We start from the raw sequence: 23,190 nt of genomic DNA on the forward strand, positions 1-23,190 counted from the left end.
GTCACAGTAGACGGCCTCACACGACCGGCCTCACGGGTGGTGTTCGGCCGCCAAGTACGGTGCCTCGCGCAGGAAGTACGCCCCGCAGGTGTGGCAGCACAGCTCCGGGGTCTTCCCCCAGTCCACCGCCTCCCGCACCCGCGCGCCCGGATCGAGTTCGCGCCCGCACATCGCGACGCTCTCCTCGCCCCGGACCACGTGCCACAGCCGCACCCCCGCGGTCGCACCGCCCTCGCCGTACTCAGCCCGCATCTGGTGCCTCATGCCCCCATCGTCCGGCCCGCCCCCACCCCCGGCAACCGCAGGCCGGGGGCCGCGCTCCCGGCTCCGCGCCGACGCCCGCGCGTTCTCAGGACGCCGCGCGCAGGAGGGCGTCGTCCTGCCACTTGAGGATCTTGTCGAAGCTGACGATCGCTCCGCGCAGGGGGTGGTTGCGGAGCTGGACGTGGTCGGTGAGGGCGTGGATGAGGAAGAGGCCCCGGCCGGATTCGGCGGTGAGGTCGGGGAGGGTGTCCAGGTCGACCGGGCGCAGCGTGGGGGCGCTGGGGCGGAACGGCAGGACGTGGGTGTCGTACGGGTGGCCGTCGCGGCGGGGGCGGTGGGCGGCGAGGACGCGGACCGGGACGGTGGCGCGGCCGCGGCGGGTGCGCCGGGCCGCCCGGCCGGCCGCCGCCGGGCGGGCCTCGGCCGGGGCCGCCGGGCGGCGGGCGGGCGCGGCGGGCACCGCGGGGGTGGGCAGGCCGGGCCCGGAGTCGGTGACCTCGATCCGCAGCCGGTCGCCGCAGATCGAGGCGGTGACCTGGAAGCCGTCGTCGGGCCGCCCGGTGGCGCCGTGCTCGACGGCGTTGGCGCAGGCCTCGGTGAGGGCGATGCCGAGGTCGTCCGCGATCTGCGGGTCGACGCCCGCGGTCGCCATCGCACCGAGCAGGATGCGCCGGGCCAGCGGAACGCTGGCCGGGTCGCGCTTGAGGTGCAGAGTCCACCAGATGTCCACGGGAGGTCCCTCCTGGCTGCGGCTCCACATACAACTAGGTATCTCCGGGCGTTTCGCGGGTGAACCGTGCCCGGGGCCCGCTACCGCCCGTTCGGCGGATGGACCGGGGGACGTGGTCTGTGCCGGGCGACGCGTACGCCCCTCCGCACGCCGCGGCCGAAAGGGGCATTCGTAGGGATTTCCCACCCTGCCCGTGTCAGCGGCGTACGCAATGAGAGGATGGCCCGGCCATGACTGCCCTCGCCGCCGCCCCGCTCCCGGGCGCCCCCGGACCGGCTCAGCCGGTGGGGTCCGCCGCCTGGGACCTGCGGCTTGCCCGGGCGGTCCCGTTCGCGCTGGTGTGCACCCTGATCGCGGCCGCCGGGCACTCGCTGGCGGGCGGCGGGAACGTGGCGCCGACGGCGCTGGCGCTGGGCTTCGCCGCGGTGCTGGCGTTCGCGGCGGTCTGCGGCGGGCGGGAGCGTTCGCTGGCGGCCATCGCCGGGGCGCTCGGCGCCGGGCAGCTCGGGCTGCACTTCCTCTTCCACGGCTTCGACGGCGCCATGTCCGGCATGCACCACGGTGGTGCCGGTCCGCTGACCGTGCCGCAGGTGGCCGGCCGGCTGATCTGCAACGAGGCGAGGCCGGGCACGCTGGTCGGCCTGCCCGGCAGCCCGTCCCCGGAGCAGCTGGTCTCCTCCGCGGGCCTGGACCCGCACGCGTTCGCCACCGCGCCCTGGTGGCAGGCCGGGCTGTTCGGCATGACGCCGTCGATGCTGGTCGGGCACCTGGGCGCCGCGCTGGTCGCGGGCTGGTGGCTGCGGCGCGGCGAGGCGGCGCTGTGGCGGCTGCTGCGGGTGGCCGCCGCGGCTGCCCGGGAGCACTGGGCGGCGCCGCTGCGCACGGCGTTCGCGCTGGTGGCCGCGCTGCTGCGCGGTCTGTTCGGCGGGGCCGGCCCGGCCCGCCGGTTCGGTGCCAGGGGCGGGGAGAGCCCGCTCCCGGCGGGTGCCGTGCTGCGGCACAGCGTGGTGCGGCGCGGCCCGCCGTGCGGGGCCCTCGCGTACTGACCCGACGTTCCTGGCGCCCCGTGCGGGCCTGGTTCGCGGCGTGCGCACCGTCCGGCCGTTCCCCCGACCCCCGGGGCGGCCCGAGGCTCTGCCCCCACCTCCCACGCGCGGCCCCGCGGCACGGCTCACGTCCGTCGCCCGGTTCCGGCCGCCGCCGAGCTCCGATCGGAGACCCGCATCATGCGTTCCCTTCCCACCCGCCGTCTCGCCGCCGTCGCCCTCACCGCCGCCGCCTCCGTGGTGGCGCTGGCCGGCCCCGCCTTCGCGCACGTCACCGTGAACCCGGGCTCGGCCACCCAGGGCGGCTACACGGCCGTCGACTTCCGGGTGCCGAACGAGAGCGACACCGCGAGCACCGTGAAGCTGGAGGTCAACCTCCCGCTGGACCACCCGCTGGCCTCGGTCCGGACCCTGCCGCTGCCGGGCTGGACCGCCACCGTCGAGAAGGCCAAGCTCGACAAGCCGATCAAGGTGCACGGCAACGACGTCACCGAGGCCGTCTCCAAGATCACCTGGACCGCCGACGCCGGCACCAAGATCGCCCCCGGCCAGTTCCAGGAGTTCCGGGTCTCGCTCGGCCCGCTGCCGACCGACACCGAGAGCATGGAGTTCAAGACCCTCCAGACCTACGACAACGGCGACATCGCCCGTTGGATCGACGAGTCCAAGGAGGGCCAGCCCGAGCCGGCCAAGCCCGCGCCCGTCCTGAAGCTCACCAAGGCCGCCGGGGGCGACGGCCACGGTGTCACCGCCACCCCCGCCGCGGGCGCCCACGGGGACAGCTCCGACCAGGCCGCCCCCGCCGACGCCAAGTCCAGCGACTCCACCGCCCGCACCCTGGGCGTGGTCGGCATCGTGGTCGGCGTGATCGGCACCGCCGTCGGCGTGATCGGCCTGCGCCGCAGGAGCGGCGGCTCCGCCTCCTGACCCACCGCGCCGGCGGTGCCGCACCCGCGCACCGGGTGCGGCACCGCCGGCCGTCCACCGCGCACGATCGGAACCCGCATGTCCCGCACCACCCGCACCACCCGCACCACCCGCCTGGCCGGCGCGGCCGCCCTCGCGCTGGCCGCCGCCCTGACCCTCTCCGCCTGCGGCTCCTCCGGCGGCGGGGACTCCACCGCCGCCAAGGTCACCCGGCAGAAGGAGGACACCCCGTACCAGGGCACCAAGCTCGCCAAGAACTTCGAGAAGCCGGACCTCCAGCTGACCGACACCTCCGGCCAGCCCTTCGACCTGCGCCGGCAGACCGACGGCAAGGCCACCCTGCTGTTCTTCGGCTACACCAGCTGCCCTGACGTCTGCCCGACCACCATGGGCGACATCGGCGTCGCGATGAAGGCGCTCCCGGCGGAGGACCGGCAGAAGATCAACGTCGTCTTCGTCTCCACCGACCCGCAGCGCGACACCCCCAAGGTGCTGCGCACCTGGCTGGACTCGATGGGCAGCGACTTCATAGGCCTCACCGGGGACCTGGCCAAGGTGAAGACCGCCGCCAAGTCGCTCGGCATCATGATCGAGGACCCGGTGGTCAACGGGGACGGCACCGTCACCTCCACCCACGGCGCGCAGGTGCTGGCCTTCCTCCCCTCGGACGACAAGGCGCACGTGCTCTACATGAGCGGCACCGAGGAGAAGACCTACGAGCACGACCTGCCGCTGCTCGCCAAGGGGGTCGCGGCGTGAGCCCGGTCCAGGCCGGCACCAGCCGGTTCCGCCGCAGTGCCCTGCTCGGCGCCGTCGTCGCGACCGCCCTGGGCGGCGGCGTGATCCTGGCCGCGTGCGGAACGGGCGACCAGGACGGCGCCTCGTCCGGCCCGGCCAGGATCAGCGTCGCCGACGAGTACATCCCGCTGCCGCCGGCCGGCGGCATGGCGGCCGGCTACCTGACCGTCCGCAACGACGGCGGGAAGGACCAGCTGCTCAAGGTGACCAGCCCGGCCGCCGAGTCGGTCACCATGCACCGCTCCACCGCGTCGACCATGGAGCAGGTGGACAGCCTGGACGTCCCCGCGCACGGCGCCCTGCAGCTCGCCCGCGGCGGCAACCACCTCATGATCATGGGATGGCAGAAGGCCCCCGCCCTCGGCGACGAGCTGGAACTCGACCTCACCTTCGCCAAGTCCGGCACCATCTCCGTCAAGGTGCCGGTCAAGGAGCTCACCTACCGACCCGGCCAGAGTTAAGGGGACCGCCAGCATGCAGTCGGCCGGCCTGGAGAGGGCCACCCACCGCCGGATCGCCGGGGTGCTCGGAGTGCTCGGCGCTTTGCTCGCGCTGATGCTCGCGGGCGCCGGGCCGGCCTCCGCGCACGCCACCCTGGATTCCACCGACCCGTCGCAGAACTCGGTGGTCGCGACCGCCCCGCGGACGGTGACGCTGACCTTCAGCGAGTCCGTCTCGCTCTCCGGCGACTCCGTGCGGGTGCTCGACCCGGCGGGCAAGGCCGTGGACACCGGCAACCCGGCGCACGCCGACGGCAAGGGCAACACCGCCCGGGTCGGGCTGCAGGACGGGCTCGCCGACGGCACGTACACGGTGGCCTGGCGGGCCGTCTCGGACGACTCGCACCCGGTCGGCGGGGCGTTCACCTTCTCCATCGGCGCCCCCTCGGACACCACGGTGTCGGCCACCGCGTTCCAGGGCGCCGAGGCCGACGGCCTGGTCGCCGCCCTGTACGGCACCGGGCGCGCCGTCGCGTACACCGCCTTCGCGCTGCTGGTCGGCGTCGCCGCCTTCGTGCTGATCTGCTGGCCGGCCGGCACCGCCCGGCGCCGGGTGCAGCGGCTGCTGATGACCGGCTGGACGGCGCTGCTGGTCTCCACCGTCGCGGTGCTGATGCTGCGCGGCCCGTACGAGCGCGGCACCGGGGTCGGGCAGGCCTTCGACCTGTCGCTGATGCGCGCCACGCTGGACGAGCGGATCGGCACCGGGCTGGCCGCCCGGCTGCTGCTGCTCGCGGCGGGCGGGGTGTTCCTGTCGCTCCTGGTCGGGCAGTTGGGGCAGCCGCCGCGGCCGGTCGTGCCCAAGCCGCGGGACGAGGACGGGGACGGATCCGCCGCCGAGGGCTCCGCCGCCGCCGAGGACGACGCCGAGGCCGCCGAGCTGCGCGAGCTGGAGCGCCGGGCCGCCGAACGGCCGCAGCGCGAGGTCCGGCTGGGCCTCGGCGTGGCCGGACTGGTGCTGGCGGTCGCCCTCGCGGCGACCTGGGTCGGCGCCGACCACGCCTCGGTGGGCATCCAGGTCTGGCTGGCGCTGCCGCTCGGCGTCCTGCACCTGATCGCCATGGCGCTCTGGCTGGGCGGGCTGGCCGCGCTGCTGGTCGCGCTGCGCGAGGGCGTCGGCGTCGAGGTGGTGGACCGCTTCTCGAAGATCGCCTTCGGCTCGGTGGCCGTGCTGGCCGTGACCGGGATCTACCAGTCCTGGCGGGGCCTGGGCAGCTGGAGCGCGCTGACCGGCACCGAGTACGGGCGGCTGCTGCTGGTGAAGAGCGGCTGCGTGGTCGCGATGCTCGGCGTCGCCTGGATGTCCCGCACCTGGCTGGCCAGGCTGCGCTCGGCCCCGGCCGAGGCGCAGGAGGTCGCGCCGGTCGAACTGCCGGAGCCGGTCGCCGTGGCGGCGCACGGCGAGGACCCGGTCCGGCAGGCGCAGCTGGAGCGCCAGCTGGCCGCCCGGCAGAGCGCCGGACGCGACCGCGGGCTGACCCCGACCCGGGCCGGGCTGCGCCGCTCGGTGCTGGTCGAGGCGCTGGTCGCGGTGGCGGTGCTGGTGGTCACCACGATGCTCACCAACTCCCCGCCCGGACGGGTCGCGGACGAGATCAAGGCCCGGGCGGCCGGCGCTTCGGTGGCCGGCGGGCCCGGGGCGGCGGCGCAGACCGAGCCGGGCCGCACCGTCGAGCTCAAGCTCCCGTACGACACCAAGGGTCGGACGCCGAACGCCAAGGGCACCGCGACCGTCAGCCTCAACCCGGCCCGGACCGGTCCGAACGAGGTACAGCTCGCGCTGGACGGCGCGGACGGCCAACCGGTGGACGTTCCCGAGGTGCAGCTCGCCTTCACCCTGCCGGACCGCGACCTCGGCCCGCTGCCGGTCCAGCTCACCCAGGAGGGCACCGGCCGCTGGACCGGCATCGCGCAGCTGCCGCTGGCGGGCAACTGGGTGGTGTCGGTGCAGGTCCGCTCCTCCGACATCGACCAGACCACCCCGACCCAGCAGTTCAAGATCGGGTGAGCGGGGTGACGGACGTTTCCACGGAGCACGGCCCGACGGCGGACGGCCCGACGGCGGACGGCCCGACGGCGGACGGCCCGACGGCGGACGGCCCGACGGCGCACGAGTCGGCTTCGAACGGGCCGGCTTCGAACGGGCCGGCGGGGTCGGCGGGGCCCGCGGACTTCACCCGGCGGGCGCTGCTCGGCACCGCCGGGGCCGGGCTGCTGGCCGGCGCCGGCGCGGGCGTCGCCGGGGCGGTCGCCCTGGACGGGCGGGGCGGCGGGACGGCCGTCGCGTCGGGCCCGTCCGGCGGGGCGCTGGGCGCGGCCAGGGTGCCGTTCCGCGGCGAGCACCAGGCCGGGATCACCGACCCGGCGCAGGCCAGGGTCCAGCTGGCCGCCTTCGACCTGGCCGAGGGCGTCGGCCGGGACGGGCTGCGCACCCTGCTGCAGCGCTGGACGAGGGCGGCCGAGCGGCTGACCGCCGGAGAGCCTGCCGAGGAGTTCGACGGCCAGGTCGCACTGGACGCCGGGCCCTGCTCGCTCACCGTCACGGTCGGCTTCGGCGCCGCGCTGTTCGACAAGGCCGGGCTGGCCGACCGCCGCCCGCCCGGGCTCGAACCGCTGCCCGCCTTCCCCGGCGACGCGCTCGACGCGGCCCGCGGCGACGGCGACCTGTTCGTCCAGATCGGCGCGGACGACGCCCTGGTCGCGGTGCACACCCTCCGGGTGCTCCAGCGGCTGGCGGCCGGGACGGCGGCGCTGCGCTGGCAGTCGGCCGGCTTCGCCCGCACCCCCGGCGCCGCCGCGCGGCCGGTGACCGGACGCAACCTGATGGGACAGGTCGACGGCACCAACAACCCCCGGCCGGACGAGGAGGGCTTCGCCGCCAAGGTGTTCTGCGCCGCCGGCGGCGACCACCCGGCCTGGCTGGCCGGCGGCTCGTACCTGGTGTTCCGGCGCATCCGGATGCTGCTGGACCACTGGGAGGCGCTGCCGGTGGACCGCCAGGAGCGGGTGATCGGACGGCGCAAGTCGGACGGCGCCCCGCTCGGCGCGCCCGCCGGGGCCGGTGAGCACGCCCCGGTCGACCTCACCGCGCAGGGCCCGGACGGCACCCTGGCGATCCCCGCCGACGCGCACATCCGGGTCGCCGCCCCGGCGGCCAACGGCGGCGCGGCGATGCTGCGGCGCGGCTTCTCGTACCACGACGGGCTGCTGCCGGACGGCTCGCCGGACGCCGGGCTGCTCTTCCTCGCCTTCCAGGCCGACCCGCGCAAGGGGTTCACCCCGGTGCAGCGCAAGCTCTCCCGGGGCGACGGCCTCTCCCGCTTCCTGCGGCACGAGGCGAGCGGCCTGTACGCGCTGCCTCCGGGCCCGCCGCCCGGAGGCTACCTCGGCCAGCAGTTGTTGGAGGGGTAGTTCCCCCTGGTCCACCCGGTCCACCGCCGCGGTCCCGGCCACTGGAACGCTTTCCTGCCGGGGCCGCGGAATCGTTATGGTGACTGCTTCGGCACACCCTGACCGTGCAGCACCGAGATCCCCGGAGGCGTCATGTCGGCCACCCGCTACACCTACCTCGGACCGGCCGGCACGTTCACCGAGGCGGCCCTGCACACCCTGCCGGAGGCGGCGACCCGGGAGCTGGTCCCGCTGTCCTCGGTGGCACTGGCGCTGGACGCGGTGCGCGGCGGGGAGGCGGCCGGGGCGTTCGTCCCGATCGAGAACTCGGTGGAGGGCGCGGTCACCGCGACCAACGACGAACTGGCCTCCGGCGCACCGCTGATGATCTACCGTGAGGTGCTGCTGCCGATCGCCTTCGCGCTGCTGGTGCGGCCGGGCACCGAGCTGTCCGGGGTCAAGACGGTGACCAGCCACCCGGTGGCCCAGCCGCAGGTGCGGCGCTGGCTGGCGGCCAACCTGCCGGAGGCGACGTGGGAGTCGGCCGCCTCCAACGCGGACGGCGCCCGGCTGGTCGCCGAGGGCCGCTACGACGGCGCGTTCGCGGGCGAGTTCGCGGCGCCGATCTACGGGCTGGAGCCGCTGGTCAAGGAGATCGCGGACGCGAAGAGCGCGGCCACCCGGTTCGTGCTGGTCGGCCGCCCCGGGCGGGTCTCCTCGCCGACCGGCGCGGACAAGACCTCGATGGTGGTCTGGCTGCCGGACGACCACCCGGGTGCGCTGCTGGAGCTGCTGCAGGAGTTCGCGGTGCGCGGGGTCAACCTGATGCGGATCGAGTCCCGCCCGACCGGCGAGGGCATGGGCAGCTACTGCTTCCTGATCGACTGCGAGGGCCACCTGTCCGAGCGCCGGGTGAGCGAGGCGATGATGGGGCTCAAGCGGACCTGCCCGAAGGTGCGGTACCTCGGCTCCTATCCGCGCGCCGACCGGCAGGCGTCCACCCAGCGGCGGCCGGGGACCTCGGACGAGGATTTCACCTCGGCGGCGGACTGGCTCTCCCGCGCGCTCGACGGCCGCGGGGACATCTGAGTCCGGGCGCGTGTTCCGTCGCCCTCCGGACATCCTGGTTACATCTTTTGTCTTTCCGACCTTTTCCGACCGTTTCGGAGCGGGTCGATCGGGCGGGGCGGACGACTCCACCCGTCGTCCCCAGGCGACCCCCGGTCGGCGCCCGCTGTCCACAGGGGTCCCCTACTGTCCACAGCCCGGAGTTATCCACAGGGCTGGGGGCGAGTCGACAAACCGGTATAGCCATTGCCCGGATCCGGTCGGACCATCGGTTTGCGTGGCAGAGATGATCAATCGGACCAGAGTCACCCGGTTGCCAGCAAATCACCCGTCCGAGTGGTTCAATTCCCTCACCCGAGAAGGTTGATTGAGGTTTGAAACCTCAATTCCCTGGTTCGTTCACGCGGAAGGCAATCCTCCCCTTTGATCCACAGGTTCGGGGTCCGGCCTGTGGATAACCCGCCGCCGGAGAGTTCCCCACGGAAGTTATCCACAGGTGAGGGCGAGTTATCCCCAGGGGAAAAGCCGTACCGGTGGAGGAACGGTCTCCCGGTACGCTTGGGCCTGTGATTGACCTTCGCCTGCTCCGTGAGGACCCTGACCGAGTGCGCGCCTCGCAGCGCGTCCGTGGCGAGGACGTCGACCTGGTCGACGCCCTCCTCTCCGCCGACGAGCGGCGCCGGTCCTCGGGCAGCCGCTTCGACGAACTGCGCAACGAGCAGCGGGTGCTCGGCAAGCAGGTCGCCCAGGCCAAGGGCGACGAGAAGGCCGCGCTGCTCCAGCGCACCAAGGACCTGGCCGCCGAGGTCAAGGCCGCCGACGCCGAGCAGAGCGCGGCCAAGGAGGAGGCCGACCGCCTGCTCCGCTCCCTGGCGAACCTCATCGACCCGGCCGCCCCGGTCGGCGGCGAGGAGGACTTCGTCACCCTGGAGGAGATCGGCACCCCGCGCGACTTCGCCGCCGAGGGCTTCGAGCCCCGTGACCACGTCGAGCTCGGCCAGATCCTCGGCGCGATCGACACCGAGCGCGGCGCCAAGGTCGCCGGTGCCCGCTCCTACTACCTGACCGGCGTCGGCGCGCTGCTGGAGCTCGCCCTGGTCAACATGGCGATCGCCCAGGCCACCGCGGCCGGCTTCACCCCGATGATCACCCCGACCCTGGTCCGCCCGGCCGCCATGGACGGCACCGGCTTCCTCGGTCAGGCCGCCGAGAACGTGTACCACCTCGCCGAGGACGACCGGTACCTGGTCGGCACCAGCGAGGTCCCGCTCGCGGCGTACCACATGGACGAGATCCTCGACGCCGACAAGCTGCCGCTGCGCTACGCCGGCTACTCGTCCTGCTTCCGCCGCGAGGCCGGCACCTACGGCAAGGACACCCGCGGCATCATCCGCGTCCACCAGTTCGAGAAGGTGGAGATGTTCGTCTACACCACTCCGGAGGACGCGGAGAACGAGCACCGCCGCCTGCTCCAGTGGGAGAAGGACTTCCTCAACGCCCTCGAACTGCCCTACCGGGTGATCGACGTCGCCTCCGGCGACCTCGGCGCCTCGGCCGCGCGCAAGTTCGACATCGAGGCGTGGATCCCCACCCAGGGCAAGTACCGCGAGGTCACCTCGACCTCCAACACCACCGAGTACCAGGCCCGCCGGCTCTCCATCCGGATGCGCGAGGAGGGCAAGACCCGCCCGCTGGCCACCCTGAACGGCACCCTGGTCGCCATCCCGCGCACCATCGTGGCGATCCTGGAGAACCACCAGCAGGCCGACGGCTCCGTCGTCGTGCCGGAGGCGCTGCGGCCGTTCCTCGGCGGGCGGACCGTCCTCGAGCCGGTCAAGTAGCCCGGTCCGCACCACCCAGCACCACCCGCTACTCCCGGGAGACGCACGGCCCATGAGCACCACCAGCCCCAGCCCCGCCTCTCCCGGAGCCGACGGCGGTGGCGACCTGCCCTACCGGCTGGTCGCCACCGACCTCGACGGCACCCTGCTCACCAGCGGGGAGACCGTCTCCGAGCGCACCCGCGCCGCCCTGGCCGCGGCCACCGGCGCGGGCGCGCTGCACATCATCGTCACCGGGCGCTCGGCGGTCTGGGCCCGCCCGGTCTTCGACGAGATCGGCTACACCGGGATAGCGGTCTGCGGCCAGGGCGCCCAGGTGTACGACGCCGGCGCGCACAAGCTGCTCACCTCGCTCACCCTGGACCGGCGGCTCGCCGCGGTGGCGATCGAGAAGATCGAGGCCGAGACCGGCCCGCTGGCCATCGCCGCCAACCAGGACGGCCTCGACGGCCAGGTGCTGGCCGGCCCCGGCTACGAACTGCTGATCGGCTCCGACCTGCCGGTCGTCCGGGTCGAGCGCGGCGGGCTGCTCGACGCCCCGCTCAGCAAGCTGTACATCCAGCACCACGCCCTGACCGACGACGCCCTCGCCGAGGCCGCCCGCCGCGCCGCCGGCGACCTGGTCGGCGTGGTGATGGCCGGCGCCGGCGTGGTCGAACTGCTCCCGCTCGGCCTGTCCAAGGCCACCGGCCTGGCCGTCGCCGCCCGCCGCCTGGGCGTCCGCGCCGCCGACACCATCGCCTTCGGCGACATGCCCAACGACGTCCCGATGTTCGGCTGGGCCGCCCACGGCGTCGCCATGGCCAACGCCCACGAGGAACTCCTCGCCGTCGCCGACGCCGTCACCGCCAGCAACGACGAGGACGGCGTCGCCGAGGTCCTGGAGCGCCTCTACCCCCAGTAGTTGACCGGACCGGCAGCCTTGTACGCCGCGTGAGCCGCCTCGCTCGCCCGCGGGTCCAGGCTGCTGTCGGAGCTCAGGTTGATGAACAGCGCCACGGTGTGGACCAGGTACCGGTGCTTCCGGCCGGTCCAGCCGTTCCGCAGGGCCTTCCTGACGTTCTTGTCGCACAGCTCGGAACCGCTTCCGGTGGACGGGCACCAGAAGCCCCAGTCACCGGCGTACGCGTTGGAGAGGGTGTTGTAGGCCGCCTCGGCGGTCCGGGCGTCCATCATCGGCTCGACCATGATGATCACCATCATGCTGTCCTCGGGGTCGTTGTACGTCCCGACGACCTGGTTCACGCAGCCGCCGTTGCGCAGCACGGTCTGGACGTTGTCGCTCATGCCGGACGTCACGCAACTCTGCGGCGAGCGGCTGGTCTTTCGGTAGCGCACCCCGTCGGAGTCGGTGAACGCCTCGGGGAGCAGACCGGCGGGGGTCAGCGGGGTGCGGTCGGTCCGGGCGTCGTCGAGCGAGGCGGGGTCGAAGACGGGGGTGCTGGGCCGGTAGGTGGGTGTGTAGGTGCGCGTGGGCGTGTACGTCGGCGTGTAGGCGGGTGCGGGCGTGTACGTGGGTCCGGAGTCCGCCGTCGCGGAGCCGGACCTGTTGTGGGCGACCGCCAGCACGGTCGCCAGGATGACCGCCGCGACGACCGCGGCGACGCCGATGCCGGCGGCGTACGGCGTCCTGGTCGGCGGCGGCGCGCCCGGGCTCGCGCCCGGGGCTCTCACCGTACGGACGGCGGCGGACGGAGCCGACGGGGCCGAGGAGATGGACGGGACGGACGGAGCCGACGGGGCCGAGGAGATGGACGGGACGGACGGAGCCGCCGGGGTGGTGGAGGCGGTGGCGGCGGCCGCCGTGAGGTGCTCCGCCCAGAGCGCCGGGGCGGGCCGGCGGGCGGGGTCCGGGTCGAGTCCGGCCCGGGCGAGCTCGCCGAGGGCGGGGCTGAGCGCGGTCAGCGCGGCCGGGTCGACGGCGCTCTGGTCGCGCGCGAAGAGCCGTACGGCGAGCAGCGCCAGCTTGTGGGCGTCGCCCGCCGCCGTCCCGCGCTCCTCGCCGTGCGGGAGCTGCCAGTCCGGGGTCTCGACCTGGGGCAGGACGGTGGCGCCGCGCAGCCGCACGGCGTCGCAGTCGATGAGGAAGCAGGCGGGCCGGCCGCCGTCGGCTCCGGTGGCGAAGAGCAGGTTCTTCGGGGACAGGTCGCCGACCGCGATGCCGAGGCCGTGCAGCCGGGACAGGGTGGTGGCGAGGTCGGCGAGCAGTCTCAGGCGGTCGCGGTCGCTGACGGTGAGGCCGACCCGGGCGACGTAGTCGTCGTCGTTGAGCAGGAACTCCAGGGTGGCCGGCCGTCTGGTGGGCGCGGTGGCACCGCCGAGGGCCTGCAGGTCGAAGTGGAAGCGTTCGGGGGCGGCCCCCATCAGGAAGCCGCAGGTGCGGCCCCGCTGCCGGACCAGGGCGGTGGGCCAGGCGGCCCTGTCGAGGAGCCAGCGGGCCTCGGCCGGGTCGAGTTCGGCGAGCAGGGCCACCATCGCGGCCAGCGCGTCGGCGTCGAGCCCGGGGAGGGTCTCAGGGCGGTACTCCTTGTAGGCGACGGCGTGGCCGTCGGCCCGGTCGGCCACCTCGTGGACGGTGCCCTGGCCGCCCTGCCCGAGGCGGCGGACCAGGACCAGGTCGTCGTGGTCGACGGTCCTGACGGATCGGTCGTCCGTCATCGCCCCTCCCCGGCGGCGTGCGGCCAGACGACCAGGAGGGTCCGGTCGTCGTCGAAGGTCTCGCGGGAGAAGTCGAGCAGGTGGGCGAGCCAGAGCGGGGCGGGCGGCTCGGCGAGGGCGTCCGCGAACAGGGCGCCGACCCGGCCGTCCCCGTCGCCCAGCGGGTCGCCGAAGCCGTCGGTGCCGATCAGCAGGGCGAGTTGCGGGGTGAGCCGGACCCTGGTGCGCTCGATCGGGTCGGGCACGGTGGGCAGCGGGGCCACCTCGGTGCCGATCAGCGGGGTGTCGCCGGCGGACTTCGGGTCGAAGAGCGGGTGGTAGCGGCCGTGCGGGAGGTCGAGCAGCCAGGCGCCGGAGTCGCCGATCCGGCAGAGCTCGACGACGGGGCCGGCCGGGTCGGGGCGGACCACGCCGGTGACCAGGGTGGTCGCGTACAGCCGGGAGACCTCGGCCGGGTCCGGTTCCCCGCCGCCCAGCCGCCAGCGGGCGACCTGCCGGAGCCGTCGGGCGGCGTGCCGGGCGACGTCAGGGAAGTCCACCGGGCCCGGGCTCGCGGAGAGCAGGTGGAGCGTGCGGGCGAGGGCGGCCCTGCAGGCCTCGATGGCGCCGAGTTCGGCGGTGGTCGCGGCCGAGACGCCGTCGGCGACGGCGAAGGCGACCGCGCCGGTGGGCTGGTGCAGGGCGGCGCGCGCGGCGTCCTGGCGCGGACGGCCGTAGTAGCGGTGCTTGGCGCCGCGGACGGAGGCGAAGCGCACGGCCAGCGCTTCGGTGGACCAGCCGTCGCACTCGGTGTCGGGGAAGTCGTAGGCGGGCTGGCGCGGCGGCCTCGGTTCGAACTCGATCCCGGGCGTGCCCACGGCGATCCGCTCCCAGGGGACGGCGGCGGCCGGGCCGGGCCCCTGCTCCGGGCCGGGCGCCCGCTCCGGGCCGGGACCGCGCCGGGTCACTGCCCGACCTCGTCGATGGCGAGGACGAACTGGTCGGGCCGGTTGACCACGAGGTGGGGGTTGGCGGAGCCCAGGGCCTGGCCGGAGGCGACCAGGCTGGTGGTGAGCGCGTGGAAGAACTCGCCGATGGCCCGGCCGAGGTCGATGCCGGACCGGGCCACGAAGGCGAACTCCGGGCGGGTCGCCACCGCGAGCATGGTCCTGGGCTCGGCCTCGCCGATGCCGCAGGCGATGATGTTGGGGGCGGTCGGGGTCCGCTGCCGGTCGGTGAGGAGGGCGTGCGCGTCCCGCCACTCCTCGCCGTCGGTCGGCTGGCCGTCGCTGAGCAGGAACACCACCGGGCGGTGCACCTTGTACCCCTGGCCGCGCAGCCACCGGACGTCCTCGGGGATGCGGTCCAGCAGGTCCTCGAAGACCGCCCGGTAGACGGTCAGTCCGCGGATGACCACCTGGGGCAGCCTGGTCTCGGTCCGCATGTCGGTCACCGCGAGGCGGATCCGCACGTCGTCGGAGAAGCCGAGGACGGCCAGCCGCAGTTTCGCGGCGATCATCGGCTCGGCCCGCAGCCCCTCGCACAACGAGACCAGGCCGCCGGAGAGTTCGGCCAGGTACGGTTCCATCGAGGCCGACTCGTCGGCCAGTACGTAGGCGGGCAGCAGGACACCCTTGGTCTCGGCCACCGCACTCCCCCTTCTTGTCGGGTGGACCTCTTCCTTGCGCGGCCGGCCGACTTCCCGCGTCGACCGGCCGACGGAGCGGCTACGGGAGCAGCGAGCGGACCGCCTCGTCCAGGCTCTGGATCTCGGCGGCCACCGCCGTGGTGGCGACGACGCCGGCCCTGGCCCGGGCGAGGAAGCGCAGCACCTGGTCCCAGCGCCGGGCCGGGGAGGCGACCTCGGCCTCGAGGTCCTCGGCGGCCTGCGCCTGGCTGCTGTCCGGTTCGCCGTCCTGGCGCAGCCGGTCGGCGAGCGCGAGCACCCGCCGGGCGAGCGCCTCCTCGTCGACCTCCCCCGCACCGGAGTTGACCGTGACCGAGGAGTTCCGGCCCGCCGCCACGGGCGAGTCGGTGAAGTGGACGGTGGCGTGGCCGCTGATGTGGAACCCGCCGGAGGTGTTCCGGTCCTCGCTCATGACTTGGCCTTCCCTCCTTCGGGACCGCGGGGCGTGAACATGGCACGCACCCGGCTGCCCGCCCCGGCCGCGACCGGGGAGTTGACGAAGCTGATCCTGGCGTTGCCGGAGGTGAAGATGCCCCCGTTGTAGATGACGCTCTGGCGTTCGCGCAGTTCGGAGATGTCGACCTGGTGGTCCTCCAGGAAGTCGATCAGGGCGTCCAGGATCCGCCGCTCGACGACCTTGGTGTACATCTGGTGGTCGATCTGCTGGTAGTAGCGGTGGAACCTCGAGTCGGCCGCCAGCTGCCGGATGCTGGTCATGGAGCCGTAGTTGAAGGCGCTGTGCCGGATCTGGCGCAGCTGGTCGCCGTCCGTGAGCCGGGCCCGGAAGGCCGCGAAGGGCAGGGCCAGCACGTAGCCGGTGCCGCGCACCAGCCTGCCGGGCATGCTGGTGAGGGACGTCCGGGCCAGGGCGGTCAGTTGGCGCCAGGTCGGCCGGTCGAGCAGGTGGTCGACCAGGTGGTAGGCCGCCTTGACCGGGGGGAGCATCGAGGAGGCGCCCTCGACGAAGAGCAGGTCCTTGGCGGGGCTGAGGCCGAACCGGACGGTGCTGGTGGTCACCACCTCGCTGCCCCAGCCGGACACCGTCGTGACCAGGTAGGGCCGGGCCCGGGCGGCGCCGTCCTCCCGCAGCCGGTCGACGAGGGCGGCGGGCAGCTCCGGGGCCGGCCGCTTGGTCGGCCAGGGGAGCAGGAAGCCGCGGACGGCCGGGTCCAGGCCCAGCGACAGGTCGGCGCCGCTGACGAAGATCCGCTCGCGGACCTCGACCCCGGGCAGTCCGAGCGACTCCACCGCCCTGGTGATCTCGGCGGTCAGCTCGGCGATGGAGAACGGCAGGACGCGGTCGGCGTGCTCACCGGGCCGGTCCACCGGGATGGTGAAGTTCCAGGTGTTGAGCAGCCGGCCGTACCCGAGGAAGGGCTCGAAGCCGGAGAAGATCGTGACGTTGCCCTTGTGGTCCAGTCCGGCCAGTTCGCGCAGCTGCGCCTCCTCCTTGGGCCTGGCGGCGACCGGCGCCTGCGCGGGGTCGAACGCGGCGCGGCTCAGCCTGGGCCTGATCACGCCGAAGTAGGCGGTGAGCTGCTCGATGAGCACGACGGCCCAGGCCACCACCAGGAGCGGGACCAGGACGACCGGCAGGTCGAACGGGAGCAGCGAGGGGTCCGGCTGGGGGACGGCGTAGCCGCCGGGGTAGCCGGGGACGGGGGCGGGCGCGTCCGTCCGCTCGAAGGGGCGGAGGAAGAACGAGGCGACGATGCAGGCCGCGATCAGGGTGAGCAGCACCTTGGTGGTGGTGTGCCGGGTACGGGCGGCGACGGCGTAGCGCAGCACGCAGGCCAGGTCGACGTCGGGCGAGGAGGCGACGGCCCGGCGCGGCTCGTCGAGGACGGTGGCGATCGCACGGTGGGCGAGGACGCTGTCCATCTGCACGGCCGCGCACAGGTAGCGCGTGGCGTCCGAGGCGCGCGGCGGCGGTCCCGGCCGGGGCGCCGGGCCGCCCGGGCCGAGGGTCGGCGTACGGCCGCCGGCGGCACCGGCGGGGGTCGGGTGAGAGGCCGGGCGGGCCTGGGTGGGGGTCGGGTGAGAGGCGGGGCGGGCCTGGGCAGGTGCCGGTGCGGGGCTCTTCCAGGTGCCGGTGGGGGCCCGGTGGAAGGCCGTGGCCGGGTCGGGGTCCGCGCGGCACCCCGCGCAGGGCACTCCCGGAGGGTTCACCAGCCCGCAGGTCGGACAGGTCCACGTGTCGAAGGTGCTCATGATCGACCACCCTTCGGTGAGGGTTCGTGTGACGTAACTACCCGTTCCACGACGAAACCTGACCTGACATCAGGTGGCGAATCCACTGGCGCGCCGGATCCGGTCCGCCAGGGCGCGCGACCGGCGCGCTCCGCGGCGCCCGGCTCGGCCCCGGCTCGACCCGACTCGGCCCGACTCGGCGCCCGGCACGGCTCCGGGGAGTTGTAGGATGACCGGGCAAGCGGTTGTAGGATGACCGACGACCGATGGTGGCGAAACGCGGTGGAAGGGAGGTCCGGCATGAGCGGCGGTCTGCAGGCGGCCGGGCGGCGTTCCCTGGTGGACACCGCGATCGAGCAGCTGCGGGAGCAGCTCGCGGGTGGGACGTGGCCGGTCGGGTCGCGGATCCCCACCGAGCACGAGCTGGCCGAGCAGCTGGGCGTCGGACGGAACACCGTCCGGGAGGCGATCCGGGTGCTGGTGCACGCCGGGATGCTGGTCTCCCGACAGGGCGAGGGCACGTTCGTCCGCTCCACCAGCGATCCGGCGTCCGTGCTGCGCGGCGTCCAGCGCTCCGGCATCCGGGACGTCCTGGAGGTCCGTGCGGCGCTGGAGACCGAGGGCGCCCGGCTGGCCGCCCTGCGGCACACCCCCGAGGACGTCCGGCGGATGCGCGCGGCCCTGGCCCGTGAGGCCGAGGTGTTCGCGAAGCACCCCGAGCGGGCGAGCCGCGAGGCGACCGTCGAGCACGACCTGGAGTTCCACACCGCCGTCGTCGAGGCCGCGCACAACCCCGCGCTGGCCGAGGTGTACCGCTACTTCGGTGCCTCCGTCCGCGAGGCGATGACCTCCGCCTTCGGCGACCACGACATGCCCGAGGCGGTCGTGGCGACCCACGAGGCCCTGGTCGACGCGATCGAGAGCGGTGACCCGGACCGGGCCGAGGCGGCGTGTCGTGCGCTGCTCGCCGGCCCGACCGCGGCCGTCGAGCAGCTGCTCGCGGCCATCGCGGCCCGGAAGTAGGACGGCGCGAGCCTCCCCTTCCACCGTCCGCTTCCACGCACATCCACGAAAGAACAGCACATCCATGGCCGTCACCCGTGCCCAGCAGCCGGTTGTCACCACTCCCGCCCCGGTCCCCGTCCGCGCCCGGCTGGCCCATCCGCTCCTGCTGCTGACCGGCATCGTGCTGGTCGCGCTGAACATGCGCGCCTGCCTGGCGGCGGTCTCCCCGATGGTCGGCGAGATCCGGCAGACCTTCGGCCTGTCCGCCACCGTGGGCGGGCTGATCACCACCGTCCCGGTGCTCTTCCAGGGCGTCGGCGCCCCGCTCACCCCCCGGCTGACCCGCCGCTTCGGCGCCGAGCGGGTGGTGCTCGGCGCGGTGCTGGTGCTCGGCGCGGGCGTGCTGCTGCGGGTGCTGCCCTCGGTGGCGGCCCTGTACGCGGGCTGCGTGGTCATCGGCGTGGCCATCGCGGTGCTGAACGTGTCGATGCCCGGCCTGGTCAAGCGCGAGTTCCCGGACCGCGCGGCCGCCATGACCGGCGTCTACTCGACCACCATGCTGGTCGGCGCCACGATCGCGGCCGGCACCTCCGTCCCGCTGGAGCACGCGCTCGGCGGCGGCTGGCGGGCCTCGCTCGGCGCCTGGTCGCTGCTCGCGCTGATCGCGGCGGTGGCCTGGCTGCCGCAGGTGCTGCGCGCCCGCCAGGAGCGGCAGCGGGAGCAGCAGGGGACGCCGGCCGCGGCCAGCGCGGCGGCCAAGCCGATCGAGGGCATCTGGAAGTCCCCGCTGGCCTGGCAGATCAGCCTCTTCATGGGCATCTCGTCGCTGCTGGTGTACACCCTGGTCGCCTGGATGCCGACCATCCTGGCCGAGCACGGCATGGACCGCGGGCAGGCCGGTCTGGTCTTCGCCTTCTCCAACCTGGTGCAGGTGGCGGGCGCCTTCCTGGTGCCGCTGATGGCCGGCCGGATGACCAGCCAGCGCGCGCTGGCGGCGGCCATGGTCGCCCTGAACGGGACGGGCATCGCCCTGCTGCTGGTCGCGCCGGTGTCCGCGGCGTGGGTGTCGGCGACCATCCTGGGTGTGGCCCAGGGCGGTTCGCTGGGCCTGGGCCTGGCGTTCATCGTGCTGCGCACCCGCACCGCGGCGGGTGCCGCCCAGCTGAGCGGGATGTCGCAGGCGATCGGGTACCTGGTCGCGGCGGCCGGCCCGGTCGGCGCGGGCGCGCTGCGCCAGCTGACCGGCGGCTGGGAGACCCCGCTGGTGCTGATGCTGGTGCTGGTCGTGGTGGTCGGCGCGGCCGGCTGGGGCGCGGGCCGCAACCGGACGCTCTGAACCTCCGAGCGGTACGTCAGTGGGCCCCGGACACCTGAGGGTGTCCGGGGCCCACTGACGTACCGGGCGCCCGGTAGCGGGCGCGCCGCACCGAGTTCAGCGCCCGACCGGGTTCAGCGCCCCACCGGGCTCACTCCTCGCCGGCGAGCGTCATCCCGGCCAGCTTCACCGAGGCGAACACCGTCGCCGCGACGGTGACCACCAGCAGCAGCGGTACGGCCGCGCCGAGCGAGACGTCGGAACTGATCGCGTTCTGTCCGGCGACCGCCTCGGCCACCGAGCGGCCCCACTGCTGGACGCTCAGCGTCCGGGCGCCCTCGACGAAGTTCCCGATCGTCGACTCCCAGATCAGGGCGTACGCCAGCCCGGCCACCACGGCGTGCCGGGTGACCACGCCGAGCAGCAGGAACACCGCGCTGTACACGGCCCCGGCGACCAGCACCGCCACGGTGTAGCCGAGCGCCACGCCGTCCTGGGTGCCGACCAGCAGCAGCCCGGCCAGCAGCGTCGGGACGACCGAGAACAGCCAGGTGACGCCGATCGCGACGACCAGTTTGGTGGTGACGATCCGCCACCGGGGCAGCGGCTTGGCGAGCAGGTAGACGATCGAGCCGTCGTCGATCTCGTTGGCGATCACCCCGGTGCCGACCACCAGCCCGAGGATCGGGACCAGGGTGCCGAGGCCGAGGGCGCCGATGATGTTGTCGGCCGTGTCGTGCGGGTCGGCGCTGGAGACGCTCGCGACGGCCGAGACGACCAGCAGCAGGGCGGGGACCACCAGCAGCAGCAGGCCGCGGCGACGGCCCAGCAGCCCGCGCAGGGTCAGCCTGGCGACGGTGGGGTTCATGGTCGGTCGGCCCCTTCCTGGGCAACAACGGTCCTGGCGGCGGCGCTCACGCGGAGACCAGGTAGGAGAAGACGCTCTCCAGCGATTCGTCCGCCGGGGAGACGGTGTACAGCCGGATGCCGGCCTCCCGGGCGACCCTGGGCAGCAGGGTGGTGAAGCCCTGGAAGTTGACCGCTTCGATCCGCAGCGCCCGCTCCCGCTCGTCCACCTCGATGCCGGTGGTGGAGCCGTCGGCGATCAGCGCGGCGGCGAGCCGGCGGTCGTCGCTGGAGCGGACCAGGTAGCGGTGCGGCCGGTCGGTCATCAGCCGGCGGATCTTGCGGAAGTCGCCCGAGGCGGCGTGCCGTCCGGCGACCACCACCTCGATGTGCCGGGCCAGCTGCTCGACCTCCTCCAGGATGTGGGAGGAGAACAGCACCGTCCGGCCGTCCGCGCCGAAGCGGCGCAGCAGGTCCATCAGCTGGAGCCGCTGGCGCGGGTCCATGCCGTTGAAGGGCTCGTCGAGCAGCAGCACGGAGGGGTCGTGGACCAGGGCGGAGGCCATCTTGACCCGCTGCTTCATGCCCTTGGAGTAGGTGCCGGTGCGGCGGTCCTTGGCGTAGTCCATCTCCACCAGGTCCAGTGCCCGGCGGGCGGCGGCGCCCGGCTGGGGCAGGCCGTGCAGTTCGGCGTTGGCGAGGACGAACTCCCAGCCGGTCAGGTAGTCGTACATCGACTCCCGCTCGGGCACCAGGCCGATCTGCCGGTACACCTGCTGGTTGCGCCAGATCGGCGCGCCGTCCAGGGTGACGGAGCCGCTGGAGGGGGCCAGGAAGCCGCTCATCATGTGGATGAGCGTGGACTTGCCCGCCCCGTTGGGCCCGAGCAGGCCGGTGATGCCGGGGCCGATGGCCATGGTGATGTCGTTGACCGCGACCACGTTCCCGAACCAGCGGGAGACCTTGTCGATGCTGATGGTGGCCATGCCGCCCTCTCAGACGTTCCGATAGCGGCGCAGCAGCAGCCGGTACGAGCCGACCACCATGGCCGCCGCGACGAGCGCGAACACCGCCAGACCGAGGCCGCCCGGCGCGTGCCGGCGGTCGAGTCCGTCGCCGAGCCCGAACAGCTCGTTGACCAGGGACTCCACCAGGTCGGTGGGCGAGATCAGGGACACCCACTGCGCGGCGTCGGAGTCGGTCGTGCCGGTGTGGCTGATCCCGACCACGGCGGCGCCCAGCGCGGCGCTGACCGTCAGGTAGCCCATGATGGCGGCCACCCCGAAGCCCCGGCGCGGGGTCGCGGCCGCGATCACCACGGCCACCGAGGTCGGCACCAGGGCGTACAGCAGGGCCGCGGTCAGGCCGGACAGGAAGTGCCCGGTGTTGTGCGCGAAGTCCATCCCGCCGAGCAGCGCACCGACGTACAGCACCAGCAGCGGGGCCGCCATGAGCAGCAGTTGGGCGCAGACCATGGCGCCGAACTTGGCCCGGACGTAGTCGGTGCGGGTGATCGGGCGGGAGAAGTAGAGCGGGACGGTCTGGTAGCGCAGGTCCCGGGAGAACAGCACCGGCGCCTGGGAGGCGAGGAAGACCGAGACCACCAGGCTGAGCATGGAGAGGTAGCCCGCGTAGTCGACCGGCAGTTCGTCGCGCTTCATCACGACCGACAGCGCCACCGTGATCAGCGCGGGCACGGTGATCACGCCCAGCACCAGCATCGGCAGCACCTTGGACTTGCCGGAGCGGCCGAGGCCGTACGCGGCGCGCAGGCTCTGGGTGAAGAGCGCGCGGGTGGCGTAGGAGCGGCCGAGCCGGGGGCCGGTGTAGCCGCGGTAGCCGATGTCGTGGATGACGCCGGTGTCGGTGGACCTGGCCTCAGGAGGCAGCGACATCGTCCGTTCCTCCCTTGCTCTGCTCGATGTGCTCGTTCCGCTCGGCGCCCCGGGAGTCGGTGAAGAGCTCGGCGACCCGGTGCCGGCGCTCCTCCAACCTGACCAGGCCGAGGCCCAGTTCGGCGACGGCGTCGCGGATGGTGTCGTACGTCGACTCGTCGGCCAGCCGGACGAGCAGCTGGTGCGAGCCCGCGGACTGGACGGACAGGCCCGCCGCGGCGAGCCGCTCGCGGACCGCCGGGCCCGGCTCCCGCCGGTGGTCCTGCGGGAAGTCGCCGACCTCGACCGCGAGGACGGCCGTCGCCCCGGTGAAGGAGGCGGTGGAGGAGGAGCGCAGCAGCTTGCCGCCGTCGATCACGACCAGGTGGTCGCAGGTCCGCTCCAGCTCGCCGAGCAAGTGGGTGGTGACCAGCACCGAGATGCCGAAGTCGGTGTGCACCCGGCGGATCAGCGCCAGCATCTCGTCCCGGCCGGCCGGGTCGAGGCCGTTGGTCGGCTCGTCCAGCAGCACCAGCTTCGGGTCGTGCACCAGCGCCTGGGCGAGCTTGACCCGCTGCTTCATGCCGGTCGAGTAGCCGCCCATCGGGCGGTACCTCTCCTCGTACAGCCCGACGTGCCGCAGGGTGTCCGCGGTGCGCTCACGGGCTGCGGTGGCGGGCAGGCCGGCCATCCGGGCCATGTGCACCACGAACTCGGTCGCGGAGACGTCCGGTGGCAGGCAGTCGTGCTCGGGCATGTAGCCGACCTGGGCGCGGATCTCGGGTCCCCGGGTGGCGACGTCCAGGCCGAGGACCTCGCCCCGGCCGGAGGTCGCAGGGGCGAGCCCGAGCAGGATCTTGATCAGAGTGGACTTGCCCGCGCCGTTGGCCCCGACCAGCCCGACCACCCCCGGCCGCACCTCGACGGTGAGCTGATCGAGGGCGGTGACGCGGGGGAACCTCTTGGTGAGGCCGTCCGTCGTGATGACAGCTGTGGACACGGACACAACGTAACCGTCTTGTGCGGTACGGGTCATGAGCTGGAATGACGAGGCCGTCTGCTGCTGCGGTAT

General features: G+C 74.0%; 22 protein-coding genes. 11 read left to right on the forward strand and 11 right to left on the reverse strand.

What is annotated here, in order from left to right; translation table 11 throughout:
• Positions 1-30 precede the first annotated feature (30 nt).
• On the reverse strand, positions 31-264 hold the full coding sequence (locus tag ACWDBE_RS12335) for a hypothetical protein (RefSeq protein WP_449788013.1): 234 nt from the start codon (positions 262-264) through the stop codon (positions 31-33).
• Positions 265-349: 85 nt separating this feature from the next.
• Positions 350-994 (reverse strand): ATP-binding protein, encoded by a 645-nt coding sequence (locus ACWDBE_RS12340; RefSeq protein ID WP_449788012.1) that lies wholly within the window; start codon positions 992-994, stop codon positions 350-352.
• A 230-nt stretch (positions 995-1,224) separates the two neighbouring features.
• On the opposite strand from ACWDBE_RS12340, the gene ACWDBE_RS12345 reads away from it, so the two are divergent.
• The 9 genes from ACWDBE_RS12345 (at position 1,225) to ACWDBE_RS12385 (ending at position 11,468) form a co-directional block, all read left to right on the forward strand.
• A complete protein-coding gene (locus tag ACWDBE_RS12345; protein WP_449788011.1) occupies positions 1,225-2,040 on the forward strand; it encodes a hypothetical protein in 816 nt (271 codons plus the stop codon).
• Positions 2,041-2,220: 180 nt separating this feature from the next.
• The gene (locus ACWDBE_RS12350; RefSeq protein ID WP_449788010.1) at positions 2,221-2,967 is read left to right on the forward strand and encodes a YcnI family copper-binding membrane protein; all 747 of its coding nucleotides are present in this window, start codon (positions 2,221-2,223) and stop codon (positions 2,965-2,967) included.
• Between the two features lie 78 nt (positions 2,968-3,045).
• Positions 3,046-3,726, forward strand: coding sequence for an SCO family protein (locus tag ACWDBE_RS12355; RefSeq protein ID WP_449788009.1), 681 nt, complete (start codon positions 3,046-3,048; stop codon positions 3,724-3,726).
• Entirely contained in the window at positions 3,723-4,226 is a 504-nt protein-coding gene (locus ACWDBE_RS12360) for a copper chaperone PCu(A)C (protein ID WP_449788008.1), read from the forward strand. Before ACWDBE_RS12355 ends, ACWDBE_RS12360 begins: the two co-directional genes overlap by 4 nt.
• Positions 4,227-4,239: 13 nt before the next feature.
• Entirely contained in the window at positions 4,240-6,273 is a 2,034-nt protein-coding gene (locus ACWDBE_RS12365; protein WP_449807919.1) for a copper resistance CopC/CopD family protein, read from the forward strand.
• A 5-nt stretch (positions 6,274-6,278) separates the two neighbouring features.
• Positions 6,279-7,676 carry an iron uptake transporter deferrochelatase/peroxidase subunit gene (gene efeB, locus ACWDBE_RS12370; RefSeq protein WP_449788006.1) on the forward strand — a complete coding sequence of 466 codons (1,398 nt, stop codon included), beginning with the start codon at positions 6,279-6,281 and terminating at the stop codon, positions 7,674-7,676.
• Between the two features lie 132 nt (positions 7,677-7,808).
• A complete protein-coding gene (pheA, locus tag ACWDBE_RS12375) occupies positions 7,809-8,744 on the forward strand; it encodes a prephenate dehydratase (protein WP_449788005.1) in 936 nt (311 codons plus the stop codon).
• 545 nt (positions 8,745-9,289) lie between these two features.
• Positions 9,290-10,564 carry a serine--tRNA ligase gene (serS, locus tag ACWDBE_RS12380; protein WP_402221479.1) on the forward strand — a complete coding sequence of 425 codons (1,275 nt, stop codon included), beginning with the start codon at positions 9,290-9,292 and terminating at the stop codon, positions 10,562-10,564.
• Between the two features lie 52 nt (positions 10,565-10,616).
• Positions 10,617-11,468 (forward strand): HAD family hydrolase, encoded by an 852-nt coding sequence (locus tag ACWDBE_RS12385; protein WP_449788004.1) that lies wholly within the window; start codon positions 10,617-10,619, stop codon positions 11,466-11,468.
• Here ACWDBE_RS12385 and ACWDBE_RS12390 read toward each other — a convergent pair.
• From ACWDBE_RS12390 to ACWDBE_RS12410, 5 genes are all read right to left on the reverse strand, one after another.
• A complete protein-coding gene (locus ACWDBE_RS12390) occupies positions 11,456-13,222 on the reverse strand; it encodes a hypothetical protein (RefSeq protein ID WP_449788003.1) in 1,767 nt (588 codons plus the stop codon). The two genes, ACWDBE_RS12385 and ACWDBE_RS12390, sit on opposite strands and share 13 nt — an antisense overlap.
• On the reverse strand, positions 13,219-14,169 hold the full coding sequence (locus tag ACWDBE_RS12395) for a protein phosphatase 2C domain-containing protein (RefSeq protein ID WP_449788002.1): 951 nt from the start codon (positions 14,167-14,169) through the stop codon (positions 13,219-13,221). The genes ACWDBE_RS12390 and ACWDBE_RS12395 overlap by 4 nt, the downstream gene beginning before the upstream one ends.
• Complete coding sequence (locus tag ACWDBE_RS12400) at positions 14,166-14,849, reverse strand: vWA domain-containing protein (RefSeq protein WP_449788001.1); 684 nt, start codon at positions 14,847-14,849, stop codon at positions 14,166-14,168. The genes ACWDBE_RS12395 and ACWDBE_RS12400 overlap by 4 nt, the downstream gene beginning before the upstream one ends.
• A gap of 79 nt (positions 14,850-14,928) precedes the next feature.
• Positions 14,929-15,300: a hypothetical protein gene (locus tag ACWDBE_RS12405; protein WP_449788000.1), complete on the reverse strand. Its 372-nt coding sequence runs from the start codon at positions 15,298-15,300 to the stop codon at positions 14,929-14,931.
• Entirely contained in the window at positions 15,297-17,099 is a 1,803-nt protein-coding gene (locus ACWDBE_RS12410) for a hypothetical protein (RefSeq protein ID WP_449787999.1), read from the reverse strand. The genes ACWDBE_RS12405 and ACWDBE_RS12410 overlap by 4 nt, the downstream gene beginning before the upstream one ends.
• Before the next feature lie 279 nt (positions 17,100-17,378).
• Between ACWDBE_RS12410 and ACWDBE_RS12415 the strand changes: the two genes are divergently transcribed.
• On the forward strand, positions 17,379-18,101 hold the full coding sequence (locus ACWDBE_RS12415; protein ID WP_449787998.1) for a FadR/GntR family transcriptional regulator: 723 nt from the start codon (positions 17,379-17,381) through the stop codon (positions 18,099-18,101).
• 64 nt (positions 18,102-18,165) lie between these two features.
• Positions 18,166-19,419 carry a CynX/NimT family MFS transporter gene (locus ACWDBE_RS12420; protein WP_449787997.1) on the forward strand — a complete coding sequence of 418 codons (1,254 nt, stop codon included), beginning with the start codon at positions 18,166-18,168 and terminating at the stop codon, positions 19,417-19,419.
• Positions 19,420-19,549: 130 nt separating this feature from the next.
• Here ACWDBE_RS12420 and ACWDBE_RS12425 read toward each other — a convergent pair whose 3' ends face one another.
• Genes ACWDBE_RS12425 through ACWDBE_RS12440 form a run of 4 tightly spaced genes read right to left on the reverse strand, consistent with a single transcriptional unit; the run spans position 19,550 to position 23,154 of the window.
• Complete coding sequence (locus ACWDBE_RS12425) at positions 19,550-20,266, reverse strand: ABC transporter permease (RefSeq protein ID WP_449787996.1); 717 nt, start codon at positions 20,264-20,266, stop codon at positions 19,550-19,552.
• Between the two features lie 46 nt (positions 20,267-20,312).
• The gene (locus ACWDBE_RS12430; protein WP_392881646.1) at positions 20,313-21,230 is read right to left on the reverse strand and encodes an ABC transporter ATP-binding protein; all 918 of its coding nucleotides are present in this window, start codon (positions 21,228-21,230) and stop codon (positions 20,313-20,315) included.
• Between the two features lie 9 nt (positions 21,231-21,239).
• Positions 21,240-22,139 (reverse strand): ABC transporter permease, encoded by a 900-nt coding sequence (locus ACWDBE_RS12435; protein WP_449787994.1) that lies wholly within the window; start codon positions 22,137-22,139, stop codon positions 21,240-21,242.
• A complete protein-coding gene (locus ACWDBE_RS12440) occupies positions 22,123-23,154 on the reverse strand; it encodes an ABC transporter ATP-binding protein (RefSeq protein ID WP_449787993.1) in 1,032 nt (343 codons plus the stop codon). The genes ACWDBE_RS12435 and ACWDBE_RS12440 overlap by 17 nt, the downstream gene beginning before the upstream one ends.
• Positions 23,155-23,190 lie beyond the last annotated feature (36 nt).

It is taken from the genome of Kitasatospora sp. NPDC001132 (assembly GCF_053598415.1).

What these genes read in the sequence shown, in the direction of transcription:
- ACWDBE_RS12335 (WP_449788013.1), bottom strand. Translation starts at nt 264, where the DNA reads ATGAGGCACCAGATGCGGGCTGAGTACGGCGAGGGCGGTGCGACCGCG.
- ACWDBE_RS12345 (WP_449788011.1), top strand. Translation starts at nt 1,225, where the DNA reads ATGACTGCCCTCGCCGCCGCCCCGCTCCCGGGCGCCCCCGGACCGGCT.
- ACWDBE_RS12350 (WP_449788010.1), top strand. Translation starts at nt 2,221, where the DNA reads ATGCGTTCCCTTCCCACCCGCCGTCTCGCCGCCGTCGCCCTCACCGCC.
- ACWDBE_RS12355 (WP_449788009.1), top strand. Translation starts at nt 3,046, where the DNA reads ATGTCCCGCACCACCCGCACCACCCGCACCACCCGCCTGGCCGGCGCG.
- ACWDBE_RS12365 (WP_449807919.1), top strand. Translation starts at nt 4,240, where the DNA reads ATGCAGTCGGCCGGCCTGGAGAGGGCCACCCACCGCCGGATCGCCGGG.
- pheA (WP_449788005.1), top strand. Translation starts at nt 7,809, where the DNA reads ATGTCGGCCACCCGCTACACCTACCTCGGACCGGCCGGCACGTTCACC.
- ACWDBE_RS12385 (WP_449788004.1), top strand. Translation starts at nt 10,617, where the DNA reads ATGAGCACCACCAGCCCCAGCCCCGCCTCTCCCGGAGCCGACGGCGGT.
- ACWDBE_RS12390 (WP_449788003.1), bottom strand. Translation starts at nt 13,222, where the DNA reads ATGACGGACGACCGATCCGTCAGGACCGTCGACCACGACGACCTGGTC.
- ACWDBE_RS12405 (WP_449788000.1), bottom strand. Translation starts at nt 15,300, where the DNA reads ATGAGCGAGGACCGGAACACCTCCGGCGGGTTCCACATCAGCGGCCAC.
- ACWDBE_RS12410 (WP_449787999.1), bottom strand. Translation starts at nt 17,099, where the DNA reads ATGAGCACCTTCGACACGTGGACCTGTCCGACCTGCGGGCTGGTGAAC.
- ACWDBE_RS12415 (WP_449787998.1), top strand. Translation starts at nt 17,379, where the DNA reads ATGAGCGGCGGTCTGCAGGCGGCCGGGCGGCGTTCCCTGGTGGACACC.
- ACWDBE_RS12420 (WP_449787997.1), top strand. Translation starts at nt 18,166, where the DNA reads ATGGCCGTCACCCGTGCCCAGCAGCCGGTTGTCACCACTCCCGCCCCG.
- ACWDBE_RS12425 (WP_449787996.1), bottom strand. Translation starts at nt 20,266, where the DNA reads ATGAACCCCACCGTCGCCAGGCTGACCCTGCGCGGGCTGCTGGGCCGT.
- ACWDBE_RS12430 (WP_392881646.1), bottom strand. Translation starts at nt 21,230, where the DNA reads ATGGCCACCATCAGCATCGACAAGGTCTCCCGCTGGTTCGGGAACGTG.
- ACWDBE_RS12435 (WP_449787994.1), bottom strand. Translation starts at nt 22,139, where the DNA reads ATGTCGCTGCCTCCTGAGGCCAGGTCCACCGACACCGGCGTCATCCAC.
- ACWDBE_RS12440 (WP_449787993.1), bottom strand. Translation starts at nt 23,154, where the DNA reads ATGACCCGTACCGCACAAGACGGTTACGTTGTGTCCGTGTCCACAGCT.